Origin of the sequence: Vibrio owensii CAIM 1854 = LMG 25443 (genome assembly GCF_000817815.1) — a bacterium.
In the GTDB taxonomy this organism is placed as follows: Bacteria; Pseudomonadota; Gammaproteobacteria; order Enterobacterales; family Vibrionaceae; genus Vibrio; species Vibrio owensii.
In genome coordinates, this window is record NZ_JPRD01000036.1 from 1 (window position 1) to 17,904 (window position 17,904).

Annotated in this window: 16 protein-coding genes; 4 read left to right on the forward strand and 12 right to left on the reverse strand. The window is 44.3% G+C overall.

Annotated elements, in window-relative coordinates:
- Positions 1–365 precede the first annotated feature (365 nt).
- Positions 366–2,186 carry a sodium:solute symporter family transporter gene (locus H735_RS18700; RefSeq protein ID WP_020196698.1) on the forward strand — a complete coding sequence of 607 codons (1,821 nt, stop codon included), beginning with the start codon at positions 366–368 and terminating at the stop codon, positions 2,184–2,186.
- Between the two features lie 95 nt (positions 2,187–2,281).
- Here H735_RS18700 and H735_RS30285 read toward each other — a convergent pair whose 3' ends face one another.
- From H735_RS30285 to ftnA, 9 genes are all read right to left on the reverse strand, one after another.
- The gene (locus tag H735_RS30285; protein ID WP_080641600.1) at positions 2,282–3,238 is read right to left on the reverse strand and encodes a TniQ family protein; all 957 of its coding nucleotides are present in this window, start codon (positions 3,236–3,238) and stop codon (positions 2,282–2,284) included.
- A gap of 191 nt (positions 3,239–3,429) precedes the next feature.
- Entirely contained in the window at positions 3,430–3,852 is a 423-nt protein-coding gene (locus H735_RS18705) for an antitoxin Xre/MbcA/ParS toxin-binding domain-containing protein (protein ID WP_020196697.1), read from the reverse strand.
- 218 nt (positions 3,853–4,070) lie between these two features.
- Entirely contained in the window at positions 4,071–4,820 is a 750-nt protein-coding gene (locus tag H735_RS32205) for a hypothetical protein (protein ID WP_444547704.1), read from the reverse strand.
- A gap of 251 nt (positions 4,821–5,071) precedes the next feature.
- Entirely contained in the window at positions 5,072–5,497 is a 426-nt protein-coding gene (locus tag H735_RS32210) for a hypothetical protein (RefSeq protein WP_444547703.1), read from the reverse strand.
- Entirely contained in the window at positions 5,494–7,626 is a 2,133-nt protein-coding gene (locus H735_RS18715; protein WP_020196696.1) for a Mu transposase C-terminal domain-containing protein, read from the reverse strand. Before H735_RS18715 ends, H735_RS32210 begins: the two co-directional genes overlap by 4 nt.
- On the reverse strand, positions 7,613–8,440 hold the full coding sequence (locus H735_RS18720) for a TnsA endonuclease N-terminal domain-containing protein (RefSeq protein ID WP_020196695.1): 828 nt from the start codon (positions 8,438–8,440) through the stop codon (positions 7,613–7,615). The genes H735_RS18715 and H735_RS18720 overlap by 14 nt, the downstream gene beginning before the upstream one ends.
- A gap of 132 nt (positions 8,441–8,572) precedes the next feature.
- Positions 8,573–9,766, reverse strand: a complete 1,194-nt coding sequence (locus H735_RS18725; RefSeq protein WP_020196694.1) for a BaiN/RdsA family NAD(P)/FAD-dependent oxidoreductase — start codon at positions 9,764–9,766, stop codon at positions 8,573–8,575.
- Positions 9,767–9,920: 154 nt separating this feature from the next.
- On the reverse strand, positions 9,921–10,244 hold the full coding sequence (uspB, locus tag H735_RS18730; RefSeq protein ID WP_005448571.1) for a universal stress protein UspB: 324 nt from the start codon (positions 10,242–10,244) through the stop codon (positions 9,921–9,923).
- 90 nt (positions 10,245–10,334) lie between these two features.
- On the reverse strand, positions 10,335–10,862 hold the full coding sequence (gene ftnA, locus H735_RS18735; RefSeq protein WP_005434576.1) for a non-heme ferritin: 528 nt from the start codon (positions 10,860–10,862) through the stop codon (positions 10,335–10,337).
- Positions 10,863–11,018: 156 nt separating this feature from the next.
- On the opposite strand from ftnA, the gene uspA reads away from it, so the two are divergent.
- Positions 11,019–11,444, forward strand: a complete 426-nt coding sequence (gene uspA / locus H735_RS18740; protein ID WP_005434578.1) for a universal stress protein UspA — start codon at positions 11,019–11,021, stop codon at positions 11,442–11,444.
- A gap of 70 nt (positions 11,445–11,514) precedes the next feature.
- On the forward strand, positions 11,515–12,393 hold the full coding sequence (locus H735_RS18745; protein WP_005434580.1) for a carboxylate/amino acid/amine transporter: 879 nt from the start codon (positions 11,515–11,517) through the stop codon (positions 12,391–12,393).
- A 69-nt stretch (positions 12,394–12,462) separates the two neighbouring features.
- Here H735_RS18745 and H735_RS18750 read toward each other — a convergent pair whose 3' ends face one another.
- The 3 genes from H735_RS18750 to H735_RS18760 form a co-directional block, all read right to left on the reverse strand.
- On the reverse strand, positions 12,463–13,062 hold the full coding sequence (locus H735_RS18750) for a hypothetical protein (protein ID WP_020196693.1): 600 nt from the start codon (positions 13,060–13,062) through the stop codon (positions 12,463–12,465).
- 207 nt (positions 13,063–13,269) lie between these two features.
- A complete protein-coding gene (locus H735_RS18755) occupies positions 13,270–14,049 on the reverse strand; it encodes a class I SAM-dependent methyltransferase (protein WP_009705451.1) in 780 nt (259 codons plus the stop codon).
- 102 nt (positions 14,050–14,151) lie between these two features.
- Positions 14,152–17,277, reverse strand: a complete 3,126-nt coding sequence (locus H735_RS18760) for an EAL domain-containing protein (RefSeq protein ID WP_020196692.1) — start codon at positions 17,275–17,277, stop codon at positions 14,152–14,154.
- A gap of 115 nt (positions 17,278–17,392) precedes the next feature.
- Between H735_RS18760 and asnC the strand changes: the two genes are divergently transcribed.
- Positions 17,393–17,857, forward strand: a complete 465-nt coding sequence (asnC, locus tag H735_RS18765) for a transcriptional regulator AsnC (RefSeq protein WP_020196691.1) — start codon at positions 17,393–17,395, stop codon at positions 17,855–17,857.
- Positions 17,858–17,904: the final 47 nt, after the last annotated feature.

The window sequence follows — 17,904 nt, forward strand, 5'->3', positions numbered from 1 at the left end:
ACTGATCGGCATTAGAGCACTGGCTCGGTTTTTGTCCCTATCCCCCCTATTCTGTCACCGTATATTGCCTATCTGCGTTGTTTCTCTTACGCACAAAATAAGTTCTCATTATTCATCACAATCAATTACTTAACTTGCCTGACACGATCACATAAGAACCCCGTGGCAAGTGATCAAAATCACAGCTAGTACGTTTTTACCTCGTAATGCGTTTTATAAAAAAATAGATTCCCGTGTAAACGATACCACCTCAAAGAAAAACAGTAATAAAAGACTCTACGTTAAAAAAAGTAATAATTACCAAAATTACATACCTATAGGTGAAATCGTTTTCACAAATCAATGAAACAAAAGGTCTATAGAAAATGGGTATTCTCGATATAACTGTAGCACTGGCATTCATGATCGCCGTCATTGGCGTCGGCATGATAAAAAGTAAGCCTGCTACCAATGGAGCAAACTCGGAAAACGGTGCTGCTGATTATTTTCTTGCAGGTCGAGGTCTGAGTTGGTGGTTGATTGGTTTCTCACTGATCGCTGCCAATATTTCTGCAGAACAATTTGTAGGTATGTCCGGGCAAGGTGCTGGATTAGAAGGGCTTTCCGTAGCAAGTTGGGAGTGGATCGCTGCAATTACACTTGTTGTCGTTGCCTTCGTTTTACTTCCTTATTTCCTTAAAACCGGCATAACAACAATTCCCGAGTTTTTAGAAGTTCGTTACAACCACTGGGCGCGCCTTGCGATGACCTTATCAATGATTCTAATTCTTGTGGGAGTTAGCTTAGTTGGGGTGATTTATGCTGGTGCGATAACGATGACAAAGCTGTTTGCTGAATTCGGCTATTTTGTCTCTTTACCCTTTGCATGCTGGATCCTAGGTGGGATGGCTGCACTCTATGTAGCCTTTGGTGGTCTAAAAGCGTGTGCTTGGGCGGACTTATTACAAGGCACTGCTCTTATTGTGGGCGGAGCGATCATTACCTATTTCGCGTTTGATGCTCTTGGTGCAGTTGATGTTTCTCAATTAGTTTCTTCAACAGGGAATGCAGCCCACATCAATTCTGATGCTGGTGTTCTGACCAAATTCAATGCACTAAACAGTGAATCAATGCACATGGATACACCAGCAATGCCATGGCCAGTATTACTGCTAGGTATCTGGATTCCAAACTTTTACTACTGGGGTTTAAACCAATACATTACCCAAAGAATCTTGGGTTCCGCTTCTCTTGGTGATGGACAAAAAGGTTTAGTTTTAGCTGCTGGTTTAAAACTGATAATCCCATTTATTATCGTTATACCAGGCATCATCGCTTTCAACCTTTTCTCTTCGGATATGGAAGCAAGTGCCAACCTAGACGCTGGCGGCAGTGTATTCTCTAGTTATGAGCAGGCTGTCTCTGACATCGATACCAACAAGGTATTTATTCTTGATAGTAAATACGCTAACTCTCACCCTAACAAAGCTGAAGAAATCCTAGAACATAACCAACAAGTGGTCGCTCGTTTAGGAGAGGGAAACGTAGTAAAAGAAGCGATCAACCCATATAAATATGACTCTGCGATGGGGCTACTCATCACTAAGTTGATCCCCAAAAATACAGGTGTTCTTGGTTTCGTAATCGCAGCTTTGATGGGGGCTATTATCTCATCCCTCGCAGCTGTCCTTAATGCCGCTTCAACATTGCTCACAATGGACGTTTATCAACGCTATATCCGTCCAGCAGCAGCGCAAGGTGAATATGTTAAGTTTGGGCGTATTTGCATTGGTGTGTTTGTAGTAATTGGATGTGTCGTCGCACCTATGCTTGCTGAATTCAAATCAATCTTTGGCTTTATTCAGTCATTCCAAGGTTATGTATCGACGGGTATTTTAGCGGTATTTATCTACGGCTTAATCAATAGAACATCAGGCAAGTGGGCTGGTGTGATTGGTATTGTTGCAAACGCCATCATCTACGCGTTTATGCAAGCGAACTACCCTCACATTCACTTTCTCTACAACATGTCTTACTGTCTAATCGCGGTACTCGCAATACTGACAGTCTATGGCATGATTTTTAAAGAAGAGAGGGTCGAGTTTAAATCCAATACAACCTTAGATATGACGCCATCTCAAGCGGCTTTAAAATGGGGCGGTCTGGTTTGCGCACTCACCGTCATCCTATACATCGTATTCTGGTAATGGCACTTCAGCCTTAAAGAGAAAAGCCTAGCTAATTAAGCTAGGCTTCTTATTTCTTTGTGCAGCAACAATAAAGATTGCCCGCAAGAATATTTTTAGACAATAAAGTTGGCCCATAGTAACAACTCTACCTGAAAGCATCTCCTTATAGCAGTTCGAGGGCTTAAACTCTTGTCTGTCACTCCTTTAAAGGATCGGCAACGAGATAGGAAAAACTCAAAAAGTAAGTACTTAAATGGATGCTGAGGGTACTGACCAGAGAGCAATGTCGATACAAAGCTGAAATCTAATCTTGATCTGACAGACAAAAGTGTTGGTGAGAGAAATAAGCCTTCGGATAAATCATATATCCCCTCCAAGATGCTCTTCCTTCTCACTCGGCCACTTGCCGTCAAAAAGCCCCTCAAGCCTAGCTGATTTTGGTAATCCTGACTCAATACAGCATGGCTCTCATCTTGACTCAGAGCCTGTAACATTAGCACTCGTTGAGTAGCAAAAGATGCGAAGTCAGTTGCGATATCAGTGCAATGTATAGGTATCGTTTTTGGGCTAGGAAGAAAATGACAATACACATGACTGCGACCAGGCAACTCTTGATGAACTAGCCACGTTCTATGTGTTGAACATGCCTCTACACCTGGAATCTGATGATTTAGGTGCCAATAAGCAACGCCATAGTCATACAAATCATTTTTTGCGCACACTGGACAGTATTTAATAGATAAACACTCTTTTTCACGGAAGGTTGAAAGCTGACTCGCTCTTATAACCTCATTTGTTCTGGCAGTTACATCTTCAATCGCGTTTCGATATTGTGGCAGATAATAGGAAAACAATGGACGCAGTGTTTGAGACGATAAGAGTGTCTTTGATGATTCATCAGCCGACTGAGCGAGAAAGTGTAAGTTTGATGTGAGGTACGGATGAACAGCTGCTCTCTTATCGCCCACAAGCAGCTCTAAAGCTTGCTCAGTAGAATGTTCACAAACTGATAAGCAACGGCATATCCGACTGTGTAAGGACTCATCAGGTAGTACTTTGGGTAACTGCATGATGAGTATCCTACATTGATAATATCTATATTCTAACTATAGGATAGTTCTGAAAGAGGACGTCCTGTACAACATTACACGATCTTAAGTAGAGCATGAGATCCTCTAAGCTAGTAGCTTGTTGAAATAGTGATAACCACTCTCAGCTCGACTATCAACTTGGGGATAAGAATAAATCAGCAATAAAAATGTTATGCCACAAGCCCAGATTTGAGTTTTACGATTGCTTCGCTAACCAGCTTAATACCCATAGCTGTATCGCATATTGATATCGGAGTAGCATTCCCCAAGCTCAAGTTAGGGCAGTTTAACCAGTGGTTTCTTTTCTCTATGTCATCAAAGTAGCTATCACATTGTACGACTAAGTCTGTGAGCATCAATACATGCTCACTAGATGCGGGGCTAAGCCGCACGTTGGCTTTTTTCATACGTTGAATACTACTTAAACTTACCCCAATGAGTTGTGCATAAACGCTTTTGGAAACACTTAGGTGCTCCCTCCCTTTTTCGAAAAATAAAACAGGCAAGCCATCACGTATTACAACTAAACTCTGTAGTGGGTTACTCATATTACGTACTTCCCCGCCAAGCAATTGATATGCTTTTGAAAACACAGTTCCACCTCTTACCCATCCACTTCCTGCTTTTTATAAAAGCATGGTATTCAATGTCGATAACATCATGAGTTGCGAGTCATGATGTAAGGCCCACCTTTAAACCTAGAATAAGGCTGAACCTGATATTCATAACTACAGTCGGCCCCTAAAGACTCGATCAGGTAGCGCTCTGGGTACCTGTATAATGAATCTACTGTATTGATAGTGTTTATATCTTAACTATAGGACAGTTCTGAAAGAGGATCGTCCAGAACAACATTACGAGATCTTAAATAGCACATAGGGTCTTCTAAACCCGCAGCTTGTTGAAATAAATCAGGGTCTTTAACTCTATCTAGTAGGTCTACCGCTCCCACTAGTTCAATAAGCCTAGAAGCAAATTCAGGGTGCTGAGGCTTAGTGATATCACCAGTTTTATCGACTGTTTTAGCAGTTGGTACATCTTTGCGCTGAGAGTTACGTTGCTTGCCTTTGGGTAATGGAATAAGAGCTACCTTTAAGCTATCCACTTCTTCCGTTTGCCTCGATAAACCACAAGCAACTGCATTACCGGCAGATAATGTTGCTGGTGTAATACGTTCATCATCCGAGCCAATAACCAAACGTTGAGCCTCTCTATAGGTTCGGCTTGCCATATCTATATTACCAACAGATAAGGAGTGAAGAACATCATTTAACTCTTCTGTAAGTTCCGTGTAAACGTTGGTCCATTGGTATTGCCAGAGTTGGTCTATAAACGCGTTCCATGAAATACTGTTTCTTGTCAAAACAGACATAGTATGGTGATAACCGCTTTCAGCGCGGCGAGCAGCTTTGAGCTCTTTAATTAGAGACTTGTCAAACGGGGGATTTGCGACAAAGAAAAGTGGAACACCTAACTTGTTCATTAGTCGATGTAAGAATTTTAATAGATTGTTCTCTCCACCCGTTCTTTTAAACTTTAGGTTTTGCATTTCATCAATCACGAGTATACCTAGAAACTTGATTTGATTGACCGCTCTAGCTGCCTAATTAATTCTCCGATTGTCCCTGCTGGTTTTGTTCTTTCTCTATCTAAGGTTAAGTCAAGTGTTGAGAGTATCTCCTCACAGAGATCCCTAACGCTGGAATTGCTAGGGCAGTCGACTTTTATCCAGACAACTTGTTTTCTTAGTTCGAGTGGATGGCCTTTATAGGACTCATGCACAATTACTGTAGGAAAATATTCTAGGACTTGCTACACCATTGAGGTTTTACCAACACCACTTTCGCCAATTAGAGTAAGTCCATCTCCTTTGGGTTTAAAGTACCCAGTTCTCGGCTCTATATTAGGTCGCTCATCAACCAAATAATGCAAGAATTGGGCAGTTGTAGGGCTCAATGGATTCTTGGCCGAGTAGCCCTTTTTTATAGCCCTTTCAACAGCGCGGAAGCATTCTTCATAATCGGTCAGCGGCTGCCTGATTTCTTCAATGCGATTTAGGTACTCATCACGAACCAATGGATCTTTATGGTCAGCAATCTCTTCTGACAGATCTGGGTAATTACTAAAATCATCCATAACAGTTACCCACGCTTTTTTAGCTGGAAGAGCCTCTATTATCGGATTACCTCGATGCTCAGGAAGAATTGCATCTTGATACACTGCAGACTCAATTCTCATGACTCACCTCTACTCGCTCTTCTTTTAGGGCCTTTGGGTAATGGAACTACTTTGTTACCGGTAGATAAGGGAGCAGACTCTTTGTTAATGGCTGAAGGTTCAGAAGTTGATGCAATCATATTGGTGGTGGCTTCTAGCTCTTCTTTTCGACGTTGACGAGTATTAGCAGTTTTATCCCTAAAAGAGACCTTCTCTGCATCTTTGCTTCTTTTCTTTGCTTGACGGGTTACTTCTTGGCGATGTTTATGGTCGTCAATTGAGGTCGTTGATATTGGTGTTAACTCTTTCTTAGTATCAAGCCAATCCTGTATAAAGTCAGATTCATACATAGACTTATCACCCAACATTCGACTTCTAGGCAACAAGTTACACCTAATGAACTCCTTGTTTTTATCTAAGCGAACATAGATGTAATTCGTTGTATTTTCATCAATACGCGCCTCTAGTCTCCAGCGCCCAGATGACCTAGCGACCGATGCCAAATTAAGTTCTTCAACTTCTGAACATGTATAATACATACCATTAAAATATATTCCGCTTCGAGTCATGCTGACTTCGGCTGACGGCAACAATCTCGCTATAACCTCATCACTATTAGCTGACTGAAGCTCATGCCTATGCTTTGCGAGGTGTATTTTCCAGTAGTTAAGAGGGGTCGGAGATAGGTCATTCTCAATGAGTAAAGGGCTAGAAAAGGCTAAACCATCAAGAATTGAACGATTATGCTCCAGTACCACTTTTATTATTTCAACCGTAATTTCCTTAAGTGTATAGATCGCATCTTTTCTAGGATCTCGACTACCTCGTACAACCTGCCCACCTCTCGTTGTACCAAGTAACTCATGAAGTACTTCTTTATTGATAATATCAAATCGTTTCTCTACTACCCCTTTACAATCAGGCCTATATGGGGGAGTAAATGATAATTGCGTCATTGGAGTCAACGCTTTCTTTGGTTGGACTCCAATCATTTCGCCATTATCACAGACCAACTCTTTAGGAATATGAGCACAAGGCCACTCTGAATCTTCAATATCTACGCCAAAGCTTTTACAGTAAGTAGATTTAGGTAAGAAACTATTAGCTAATGCTTGCCGTGCTGCACGCCAAGAAGCATGATAGAGCGATACATGCATACCAACTATCATTCGACTCGCTCTGTCAGCTACGATATATATCGTCGGTCGCCCTAAAATATACTGAGATCCAAGTTCAGATACGATATGCACATCAGCAACGGTTGCATCAATTTCAAAGTGAACACCAGGCAGATAGCTTCGATCTGTAATACTACCCAAAGCCCCTCTTTTATTTCTGAGGAAGTCGTTCTCTGACGTTCGTTGCTTGATTATTTCTTCTTTACTAAATAGTTTTGTTCGCCAGTAACTAAACTGCTTTTTGGTTGGGACTAAAGGCGGCCTACCGCAGGCCTCAGCCAAATTTATCTCATTTGAATAGCTATCTTTGAGCAAGTTGCCATAGGTTTTTGCTAGTGTCAGACCTGACTCTTTAAGGTAGTATTTTTTTAACGCTCTTTTGAATTTATTTTTGTCATCATCACTCACAATATACTTAGCAGCTCTATCAACAGCTATAGTTCTTGGTTGTTTCGGTGCACCTAGTGGTGTCGTTGTTGGAGCCCGCTCTCGCCCAGAAGCCCCGCTTTTCGAAAATGCGGGTAACAGGCCCATTTTGTCCTGCCCATTTCGCCAAAATTGAGAAAGTAGTCGAGCTAAAGTCTTGCGGTCAACATTAATTTGTTTTGAATATTCAGCAAGTTGAGGTGAGCGCTTCTTCGTCGCATAATCAAAAAGAAAAGTACTATCTGATATAACATCTTTAATTAAATTATAATTTTTATCTCGGCGCTCAATATGTTCAACCGGAACATTCTCTTCATCAACTAAAAGGTAAGCTGGCAATTCATAGCGGTCTTTTTTAGCTTTACGGCTAGAAACGAGCTCAATGAAACCTTCTAGTGAAACAGCTATAGGTCTTACCGTTGTAACTTCTAGCGAGAATAAAATGACGGACTCAACATCCTGCATGATTTCCAACAAACGATAGAGCCCATCTTCAAGCAGATCCGAATCATTCACATTCCAAACGCTATTTCTAGGAAGCTCCATATAAAATACCTCCTGGCTGTTCAGCTACATACTTCACATTAATAAGCCCAGATTCAGAGATGTTAGTTGATAGGTCAACATCAATAAATTTATCGGCTATGAGGAAGCGAATTAACAATAAAGCATCATCATTAGATGTTATGTTCATTGAGATTAGCTGATTACATAGATCTTCAATAAAGTACTGCCCTGTCGCCAAAACAGAGAGAGCGCAATCAACCTGATCACAGGAAAAGACCTTCGGGTTCTCGCGAAAAGGGGATGTAGCCCAGTGAAGATTACCGCTTTGAACTCTCGTTAATTCATTTCCCGTAAAATAACTAAACTTAACACCAAGCAATTCCCAACAAACTCGCTCAATATCTATTTTTTCAAGGACGCGTAGATCACCCGAGTCATCTTCAGGTTTTACAGAAACTGCATGATATGTAGTGCCTTGAGGAGAGTCTATCGTGAGCAACTGATCCGTTGTCATGATAATCGGCTCTTTCGTATCAGGGTGGGTAGGGTGTTTAACCCCAAGGGTTTTAGCAACTTTCTGCGTAAAATTTAGAGGGAAGAGAGGAAATTGCTCTCTAATATCAACTACACGGCTCGAAAACTCAGCAAGATAAAAGTGCTCACTTTCTATTGAGGACATCATATGATGGTCTCTTTGAGATTTCCTACCATAAATCAGTGAGCGTTTACCTTTAGATTTTACATCCTGAATCCTAAGCCAAGGCTTGTAGTTAGCGCCTTGGCCTATACCGTATTTGTTCTTTAAGTGCCGTTGATAATCATCCAACGACTCGATTTTTCGGCTACGTCCCATACTAAATCCAGCAAAGTTTGCCTACTCTAATCATAGTAACAAGAGTCACTACGGGCAAACTTTATTGTCTCAAAATGCTCTTACGGGCAAACTTTAGTGCTTACGGGCGAACTTTATTGTTTCTACACATTCTTACACCCACTGACCAGCAACAAAGCCGCTCGACCAGCACCATTGGAAGTTATAGCCGCCTAACCAGCCAGTTACGTCCATCACTTCACCGATGAAGTACAAGCCTTTGATGTTCTTACATTCCATGGTTTTTGAAGACAGGTGATCGGTATCTACGCCGCCTAAGGTCACTTCTGCAGTGCGGTAACCTTCTGTGCCATTCGGTGCGACTGCCCAGTTTTCTAGACGCTCAACGATGGTTACCATCTCTTTCTGGTTGAACTGCTTAAGTGGTTTGTCTGCTAATTCTTTACGTTCAATCAGCACTTCAACCAAACGCTTTGGTAGCACTTTTGCTAGCGTGTTCTTCAACGATTGGTTTGGATGCTTCTCGCGGCTGCGTTCTAGTAGTTCAGCGATGTCGTCGTTTGGTACAAGGTTAATCGTCACCTTCTGACCCGCTTTCCAGAATGACGAAATCTGCAGTACCGACGGCCCCGACAAGCCGCGGTGAGTAAACAGCAATGCTTCTTTGAACATAGTGCCGTCTTGCGCGGTGATTTCTGCCGGGATCGCGATGCCCGATAGTTCAGCGAAATCTTCTTTGTCTTCTTTATGCAGCGTAAACGGTACCAAACCTGCTGTAGTGGTAATTACCGGAAGCTCGAACTGCTCAGCAATCTTATAGCCGAATGGTGTCGCGCCCAATTTAGGCATCGACAGGCCGCCCGTTGCTACCACCAAAGATTCACATTCGATGTTTTCAGTACCAGCATGCAGACGGAAGCCCGCATCGGTTTTCTCAATCGAATGTACATCACATTGGTAGCGTTGTTGGATGTTTGGCATATCGCATTCTGCTAGTAGCATCTTAACGATGTCTTTTGCAGTAAACGCATCAACACAGAACAGCTGCCCGTGATCGCGCTCTTCAAACTCGATACCATGCTTGCTGACCATCGAGATAAAGTCCCAGTTGGTGTACTGAGACAACGCCGATTTCACGAAGTGTGGGTTTTGGCATAAGTAGTTGCTCGCTGAGACGTCGTAGTTAGTGAAGTTACAACGACCACCACCTGAGATAAGGATTTTACGTCCTGGCTTTTTCGCATGATCCAGTACGAGCACACTGCGTCCGCGTTTGCCTGCTTCTGCTGCACACATCAAACCCGCCGCACCTGCGCCAATTACAACAACATCAAATTTCTTACTCATGGGTAACGCTCAATTACTTATTTAGATTGGTTTGTCCAAAATCCAAAAATAAAAAAGGATGTGCGTAATGCACATCCTTGCTTTCTGCGGGCGCTATTCTAACGACAAAAGTCGAGCGGGAAAAGCGCTTAAATTCCAAGCACAGCTTGCTGGCTTAAAGAATGAAGGCAGCCAGTAGGGTCACACCAAGTAAAGCGGTCGATAAAATGAATAACCCGCGCACCCTTTCGCATTTGCCAGTAAAGATCTCATCATGATGATGGTGATACTCTTTACTCTTAATGTAATGGTACAGCCGCACCTGTTTGGTGACGTTACCATGGGTGGTGAAAAATCCATTGCCATCCACTTGCTGATAAAGCAAAGGATGCGCTTCACGCATGATGTAAATTAAAGAACGAAGAGCGGTAAGATAACGGACCATGTTTACTCCCGTTACTACCATTAGCGCAAATAAGATTGTGTCTCCACTGATCATCTTTTCCTCCCTACATCTTCAACGATGCTCAAGAGATAAAGACGATCAATGCTTCGTCCTTAACCCGCTGCTTACCGCGTCGGGAACACGTTATGCAGCTGGAGCACCCATAATTGAAGATGAACCTTCTTTTGCCATTTGTGCTAGATCTTTATCGATGAAGAACAATGCTTTACCGTCTTCACCAACTAATTCGATCTTATCTAAAATCCCTTTAAACAACTTCTCTTCTTCGTGCTGTTCAGCCACGTACCACTGTAGGAAGTTAAACGTTGAGTAGTCTTGGCTTGTAAATGCAACATGCGCCAATTTGTTGATCTTTTCCGTGATCATTTGCTCATGTTCGTAGGTTTCACGGAAAACATCGCCAAGGCTAGCAAAGTCATGCTTAGGTGCTTCAATCGCACCTAGGATTGGCATTGAGCCAGTTTCACTTACATAAGTGAAAAGACGTTGCATGTGCTCCATTTCTTCTACGGCGTGAGCGCGTAAAAATTCAGCCGCACCTTCAAAACCTTTGTCTTCACACCAAGCACTCATTTGTAAGTATAGATTGGATGAGAAAAATTCTAGGTTAATTTGCTCATTCAATTGTTCAACCATAGTTTGAGACAGCATGTTAACTCCTATTTATGTGCATGCGTTTTGCGCCACTATAACATGATTACAGTGGCAACACTTTGTACCTACGATATTGATATGAGATCACTTCAGCAAAATTATCTGAGACTTAGTGCTAATCTGACACTATGACCTTATCAAGGAGATAGCAATATGAGTTACAAACACGTACTTGTGGCAGTCGACCTCTCAGACGACAGTAAAGTGTTGATTAAGAAAGCCGTGTCACTGGCTAAACCTCTGGATGCGAAAGTCTCTTTCATTCATATCGATGTGAATTACGCCGAGCTTTACACCGGGCTTATCGACATCAACATGGCGGAGGCGCAACACCAAGCGATGGAAGCGTCTCGTACACAGTTAGCGAATTTTGAAGAATACGCAGAGTATCCAATCACGCATACGTTAGTCGGTAGCGGTGATTTGAGTAACGAGCTGTGCGATACCATTCAGGACTACAATATTGATTTGGTGGTTTGTGGTCATCACCAAGATTTCTGGAGCAAGATTCTTTCGTCGACGCGACAGCTTATTAACTGCTCACCTGTCGATATGCTGGTCGTACCGCTAAAAGACTGATTTGCGTTGGCGTGACCTTAAAACTTGGTTAGACTGCGGGCACATTTGTTGTTGATAAAGATTCTCATCCATGGCTTATCTATCCGCAGTTACCCTACTTTGGGCATTCTCATTTAGCCTGATCGGCGTTTACCTTGCCGGTCAGGTTGACTCTTGGTTCTCTGTTTTCATGCGCGTTGCGCTGGCGAGCTTAGTCTTCATTCCTTTCTTAAAATTCCGTGGCGTAAGCAAATCTCTGATCGCGAAATTGATGATCGTAGGCGGCTTCCAACTCGGCTTAATGTATTGCTTCTACTACCAGTCTTTCCTACTCCTTTCTGTACCAGAAGTTCTGCTGTTCACCGTATTTACCCCTATTTACGTAACCTTGATTTATGACTTCTTGAAAGGTCGATTCTCGCCTTGGTATTTGGTTACGGCGGCGATTGCAGTGCTGGGGGCGGCGTGGATTAAGTTTGCGGGCATCAATGAAAACTTCTTGATGGGCTTTTTGGTCGTACAAGGAGCGAACCTGTGTTTTGCCATCGGTCAGGTCGGCTATAAATACATTATGGAAACCGAGTCGGTTGAACTGCCGCAGCACACGGTATTTGGCTACTTCTACTTGGGTGCATTGTGCGTAGCGACCGTCGCCTTTGCTCTGATGGGTAACTTAGACAAGATGCCAACCACAGCAACACAATGGGGTATTCTGACTTACCTTGGTTTGATTGCATCAGGCTTTGGTTACTTTGCGTGGAACAAAGGCGCAACCATGGTCAACGCGGGTGCACTTGCGGTAATGAACAACGCACTCGTCCCTGCTGGTTTGATTGTGAATATCGTGATTTGGAATCGCGATGTTGATGTGACGCGACTTGCCATTGGTGGTGCGATCATCATGCTATCACTGTGGATCAACGAAACTTGGGTGAAAAAACGCGTAGAGATGAGTTACGCCAACAAGTAACACAGCTAATCCTACAAACATTTCGACAATAAAAAACGCTCTCCAACTGGAGAGCGTTTTTTGATTCGATTAATGCACTTTGGCTTGCGAGCTTGTGCTCATCAACGTGTTTGGTGGCGTTGGCAGCAACACCTCTAGTTTGGCATTTCGCGCTTCAAGCTTGCGCTGGCGTTTGAGCCATTTTTGCTGCTTTTTGGCTAACTTAAGCAACTTCTTCTGCTGCTTGTAATGTTTCTTAACCGCTTTCTTCGCCTTCTTCAGCGCTTTCTTATCTGACAAATCAAACATAGCTGGCGCCTCTAGCTTAGTGGTTGAGGTTACGGATGCGACTTTTGCTGCCAGTTTTTTCTCTTTCACTCGTTCCACAACACGTTTAACGATCGCGGCTTTCTCTGCGCTTTGCTCAGACGCCATGATGATTGGGGTATCTTGAGTAAGAGATGAGGTTGGCAGTGCTTCCGCCAATAGACCACAAGCCTGTTGCTCGGATAGCGGTTTGTCTTGGCACTTTTGAGGTGGAATCGCGGCAGGCTTACACAAGGTGTTTTTCGAGGCAGAAGAACGAGCACAAGAGCGGCAGACAAACTTAGGTGCTACCACCAAGCGGTGAATGTCACCCAAACTCTCAGCAATCTGTTTGCGGCTCATCTTACATAAACGTTTCGCCATGCTACTACTCCAGCTTCCCAATTCTCGACTGTTTTACTCTACGGCATCACACAAGTGAAATAATAATAATTCTTAGTTAGATATACAGTCAGTATGCCGAATTAGCAAGAGAAAAGTATCAATAAGCAGAGCAAACACCAGATACAAACACAGCGCCAAATTAGGCGCTGTGAGAAGAAGTTTTGTGTCGTCAGACGTTTAGTCGAACTACGCCATTGATGCCTTCACATACACATCAAAACGGTTCTTTTTAGTTTCGATTGCCATGCTCGGCTTTTGCTCATCAAGCCAGTTGGCGTAATCAGGGCGTTTGACCACCACACGCTTACTCGCCAATGCCATAGCTGGAGCCAGCAAGCCATCCGCATCAAGATCTGCACCAACCAGAGATTGGAAGACGCGCATCTCTTTTTTCACCAATGCCGATTTCTTTTTGTTTTCAGGGTGCGGGTACATTGGATCGAGATAAACCACATCTGGCTGAACGAAGTCTTTATCTTGCGCCAATTGTTCCAACGCATCATGGCTAGAAGCGTGAATCAAAGACATGCGCTCTGATACCCAAGTACCGATTTCTGGATCGTGTTTCGCACGAGCCAAACCGTCATCCAACAATGCTGCGACTACAGGGTGACGCTCAACCATTTGGACTTTACAGCCCAACGACGCCAATACGAACGCATCGCGCCCTAAACCAGCAGTGCCATCCAGTACGGTTGGGGTTGCGCCTTTGTTCAAACCCGCCGCTTTCGCGATTGCCTGACCTTTACCGCCACCGAATTTGCGACGATGCCCTACTGCACCACCAATCAAATCCACAAAGATTGCACCCAGCTTTGGCTCATCTACTTTACGCAGCTCTAAACGCTCTGTCGTTAGGACTAAGGCAAAGTCACTGTCATCAGTGTGAGAAAGCTGCCAACGCGCAGCGAGTTCATCAAGGTGAGACTGTTGAGATGGGTCTTCACAAATCAATTGCAGTTGCAAAAGGAGGCTCCAGTAAAATCGGTTTAACTGGCGCTGAGTGTATACCCAACCCGCCTCTAATTGCTAGGCTGGGGAGAAGTTAGATGACGTTCGTCTGGATGGTTAAAGTTGCTGAAGTTCGTCAACCAGCTCAGCCAAAGGTTTAGGATGCCCAATGCCATAACCTTGCCCATAGTCGACACCAAGCTCGATCAGCAGCTCTCTGACTTGGTCATTCTCAACAAATTCCGCCACCGTGACCTTGCCCATCAGCTTGGCTAAGTCGTTGATTGAACGCACCATCACGCGGTCCATCTCGTTTACGTTGATATCTCGCACGAAAAGACCATCAATTTTCACGATATCGACTGGAAGCTGCTTTAAGTAGCCGAAAGAAGACAAGCCAGAACCAAAATCGTCCAATGCAATCAAACAGCCCAGCGTGCGCACGCGAGTAAAGAAGCCGAGTGCTTGGTCGATGTTGCTCATCGCTGCGGTTTCAGTAATTTCTAAACAGATCTTCTCACAAGGAATCGAAGACGACTGCAAACGCTCTAACAGGAAGTCGATAAACTCTTGATTCCCCATCGACTGACCGGACAAGTTGATCGCGCAGCGTCCGAGTTTTTCTACTATCTCTGGGCGAGCTTCAAACCACTCTAGGGTTTGGGTGATCACTTGTTTATCAATCCAATGCGCGATGTTGTAGCGTTCAGAGGCTGGGATAAAAACACCAGGAGACAAGTAATTGCCCTGTGCATCACGAATACGTACCAGAATCTCAAAGCACAATGGTGAGCCTTCACCGCTCAAGTTAACAATGCGCTGAGCAAACAGTTCAAGACGCTTACTCGATAGCGCTTCGTGCACCAGATTAACGCTCTGCATCTCTAACTGGCGACGTTGCAGCTCTTCGTTATCTAAGCTGAATAGGTTATAGCGATTGCGTCCCTGCTCTTTGGCAACATGACACGCGGAATCTGCTTGAGCGTGGACCATTTGTGGCGTTTCGGCGGTGTGGTCAATGATACGAATGCCCACTGAGCAACTCATAAACAGTTGTGTGTCTTCCCAACGGAAAAGCTGTTCGCTCAAGGTCGTGATAATCTGCTTCGCCACATTAATCGCACCGTGCTCATCGCAATCTTTCAACAACACAGCAAATTCATCACCGCCCATGCGTGCCAAGACTGCATTGTATGGCAGTACCTCTTCCAACATGCTGGCACAGAACTGAATAGCCGCATCACCCGCATCGTGACCCACGGTGTCGTTAAGCACTTTGAGCTGGTCGAGATCGAGGTACAACATTGCATGCACGCGACGGTGGCTTTCTACTTCTCGCAGTGCGGTTTGCAGCTCCAGCTCGAAATAGTTGCGGTTGTAGGTGTCGGTCAGCAAGTCATAGCGTGCTTGGTACTCTAACTGCTTGGCGAGCTTCTTGGTTTCGGTAATGTCTTCACCAACGATCAGCAGTTGGTCGGAATCTCTTAATGGGCGAATGTTTTCACGTACCCAAACACGATGACCATCCGCATGACGATATTCGATTTCGCGACGCCAAACGCCGTGCATCACTTGCTGTGGTTGTAGTAGCACTTGGCGCGGGATCAGCGCTTTTTCGTCCGAATAGAACTCACGTAGGCGATGCCCCAGCATATCCAATGGCTGATACCCCAAAAGCTGCTGAGCAAAACGGTTCACTTCCTGAATGCGGTTATTGTTATCTAACGTCACCATCATTACCGGCTGCTGCTCGTAGTAGTTACGCAAACTCGATTCACGTTGGTAGAGCTTATCTTCCATCGCTTTACGGCTGGTAATGTCACGCGCTTCAAACAAGTATTGCTCTTGATTTGCCACTTGCTGAGAAAACGGTTTGAGGGACACTTCCAGCACCATAGCTCCATGTTCTTTACTCCAGATCTCCGTTTCAAAAGTGGAGACTTGGCGATGACTGGATTGGAAGTAATTAGCAAGTAGCTGGCGTGCTTCTTCGCTCCAGTTTTTATGATGCCAAAGCGGACGATCGAGACGCATATCCTGATGATTGAGTAACGATTGCAGACGATCGTTACCGGATTTAAGCAAACCATGTTGGTCGAGAATGCCCATGTACTGCATGCTCTGGTCAAACACTGACTCTAAAATCGTCTGGCTTTCGCGAGCAATACTTTCGCTGCGACGAATGCGATGCAGGTAGTAACTAAGCAACATAATCACGATGGTCATCGCCACCAGCACACTGCCAAACAGTTTAATTTCTCGGGCGTAACGCTCAGTAAATTCCACCGGCTTATTGAAGAACACCGACGAGGCTTCTTGTTCTGCGCCTAAACCCCAACGCACAACCGATTGATAGTCGAGTTTGATGTCCGATTCTGCACGCACAATCGCAGGCAAAGGTTGCTGTGGGTTATCCAGCACTTGCGCCAACAACTTCGCAGCTTCAAAACCTTGGCGATAGCCGGTTTGAATCACACCGCCGACTGCACCATGCCCAAGTCCAATATCGTGCACCATAAACAGCGGCGCATTAGAGGCTTGGTTGATATCACGCCAGTCTTTATCGGTCGCAACATTACCGTGAATATCGCGGTAGTAAGTCCAAAACAGCACTACGTTATCGATGTTCATTTGCGAGACTTGTTGTTTTAAGTCGTCTACTGTTTCCGGCACTAAATGACGGATTTTGTCGCGATATGCTGGGTTATCATCAAGAAAGTCTTCGATCTGAGCACGAAGTGCCGCACCAGTAACAGAATGGTCACTGACAATAAGGATCTGTTTGTGGGTCGGATGCAAACGCTCAATCAAGGCGAGGTTGGCGGACAGATCGACGTCTTCAATCACGCCCGTCGCCTTCAACCCCTGATGCAGTGCAGGATGATAGTTATTGATACCACAGAAAATCACCGGTGTATCTTTGATAACCGAAGACAAACGCTGCATCAAAGCAAGTGCATTGTTATCGCTGACCACGATCGAGTCAAAATGCTCTTCGCTCAGTTTGGTGCGATAAAGGGACTCCAGCTGATTAAAGAAGTGCTGGCTTTGACTGCGCTTGGAATCGAGATACAACACGCGCGTATCAAGCTGTCGCCCCTCAAGCTGCTGGGTGAAACCACGCTGGATAGAATCAGTCCAGAAGAAACCTTGATGGTAAGAGTGAACAACGAGGACTTTTTGCTCTTGCGCCGCAGCGACAACACTGAACATGATCGCTATGCAAAACAGAAAAAATGGCACATCAACTCCATGACTTCAGAGCTACCTCGCGGTTATCCCTGCGTAAACCTTGTGAATCCTGTCCGCTGTGAGTATAAAATGAACTTTAAACCTCATACCCAACGGAAATAATTGTATGAATACGAGCTTGCCTAAACTCGACGATCTCGATCGCGCGATTCTCAAAACTCTGATGGCGGATGCGCGTAAGCCTTACGCGGAAATGGCAAAACAGTTTAATGTCAGTCCAGCGACCATCCACGTTCGTATCGAGAAAATGAAAGCGGCGGACATCATCGAAGGTACTGAGGTAATCGTCAATACCAAAAAGCTAGGATATGACGTATGTTGCTTTATCGGCATCAACTTGAATGCCGCGCGCGACTATCATTCAGCGCTAGAAAAGCTCAATGCCCTCGATGAAGTGGTAGAAGCTTACTACACCACGGGCGCGTATAACATATTCGTCAAATTGATGTGCAAGTCGATTGAAGAGCTGCAATTTGTATTGATTGATAAGCTTCAAGCGATCGACGAAGTGCAATCCACCGAGACGCTGATCTCGCTGCAAAACCCGATCAATCGCAGCGTAAATCCATAACACTCTGAATCAGATACTAAAAGCTGAATCTAAGAACAAAAAAATGG

Coding starts and splice junctions, on each gene's coding strand:
- H735_RS18700 (WP_020196698.1), top strand. CDS start 366: ATGGGTATTCTCGATATAACTGTAGCACTGGCATTCATGATCGCCGTC.
- H735_RS30285 (WP_080641600.1), bottom strand. CDS start 3,238: ATGCAGTTACCCAAAGTACTACCTGATGAGTCCTTACACAGTCGGATA.
- H735_RS32210 (WP_444547703.1), bottom strand. CDS start 5,497: ATGAGAATTGAGTCTGCAGTGTATCAAGATGCAATTCTTCCTGAGCAT.
- H735_RS18715 (WP_020196696.1), bottom strand. CDS start 7,626: ATGGAGCTTCCTAGAAATAGCGTTTGGAATGTGAATGATTCGGATCTG.
- H735_RS18720 (WP_020196695.1), bottom strand. CDS start 8,440: ATGGGACGTAGCCGAAAAATCGAGTCGTTGGATGATTATCAACGGCAC.
- H735_RS18725 (WP_020196694.1), bottom strand. CDS start 9,766: ATGAGTAAGAAATTTGATGTTGTTGTAATTGGCGCAGGTGCGGCGGGT.
- uspB (WP_005448571.1), bottom strand. CDS start 10,244: ATGATCAGTGGAGACACAATCTTATTTGCGCTAATGGTAGTAACGGGA.
- ftnA (WP_005434576.1), bottom strand. CDS start 10,862: ATGCTGTCTCAAACTATGGTTGAACAATTGAATGAGCAAATTAACCTA.
- uspA (WP_005434578.1), top strand. CDS start 11,019: ATGAGTTACAAACACGTACTTGTGGCAGTCGACCTCTCAGACGACAGT.
- H735_RS18745 (WP_005434580.1), top strand. CDS start 11,515: ATGGCTTATCTATCCGCAGTTACCCTACTTTGGGCATTCTCATTTAGC.
- H735_RS18750 (WP_020196693.1), bottom strand. CDS start 13,062: ATGGCGAAACGTTTATGTAAGATGAGCCGCAAACAGATTGCTGAGAGT.
- asnC (WP_020196691.1), top strand. CDS start 17,393: ATGAATACGAGCTTGCCTAAACTCGACGATCTCGATCGCGCGATTCTC.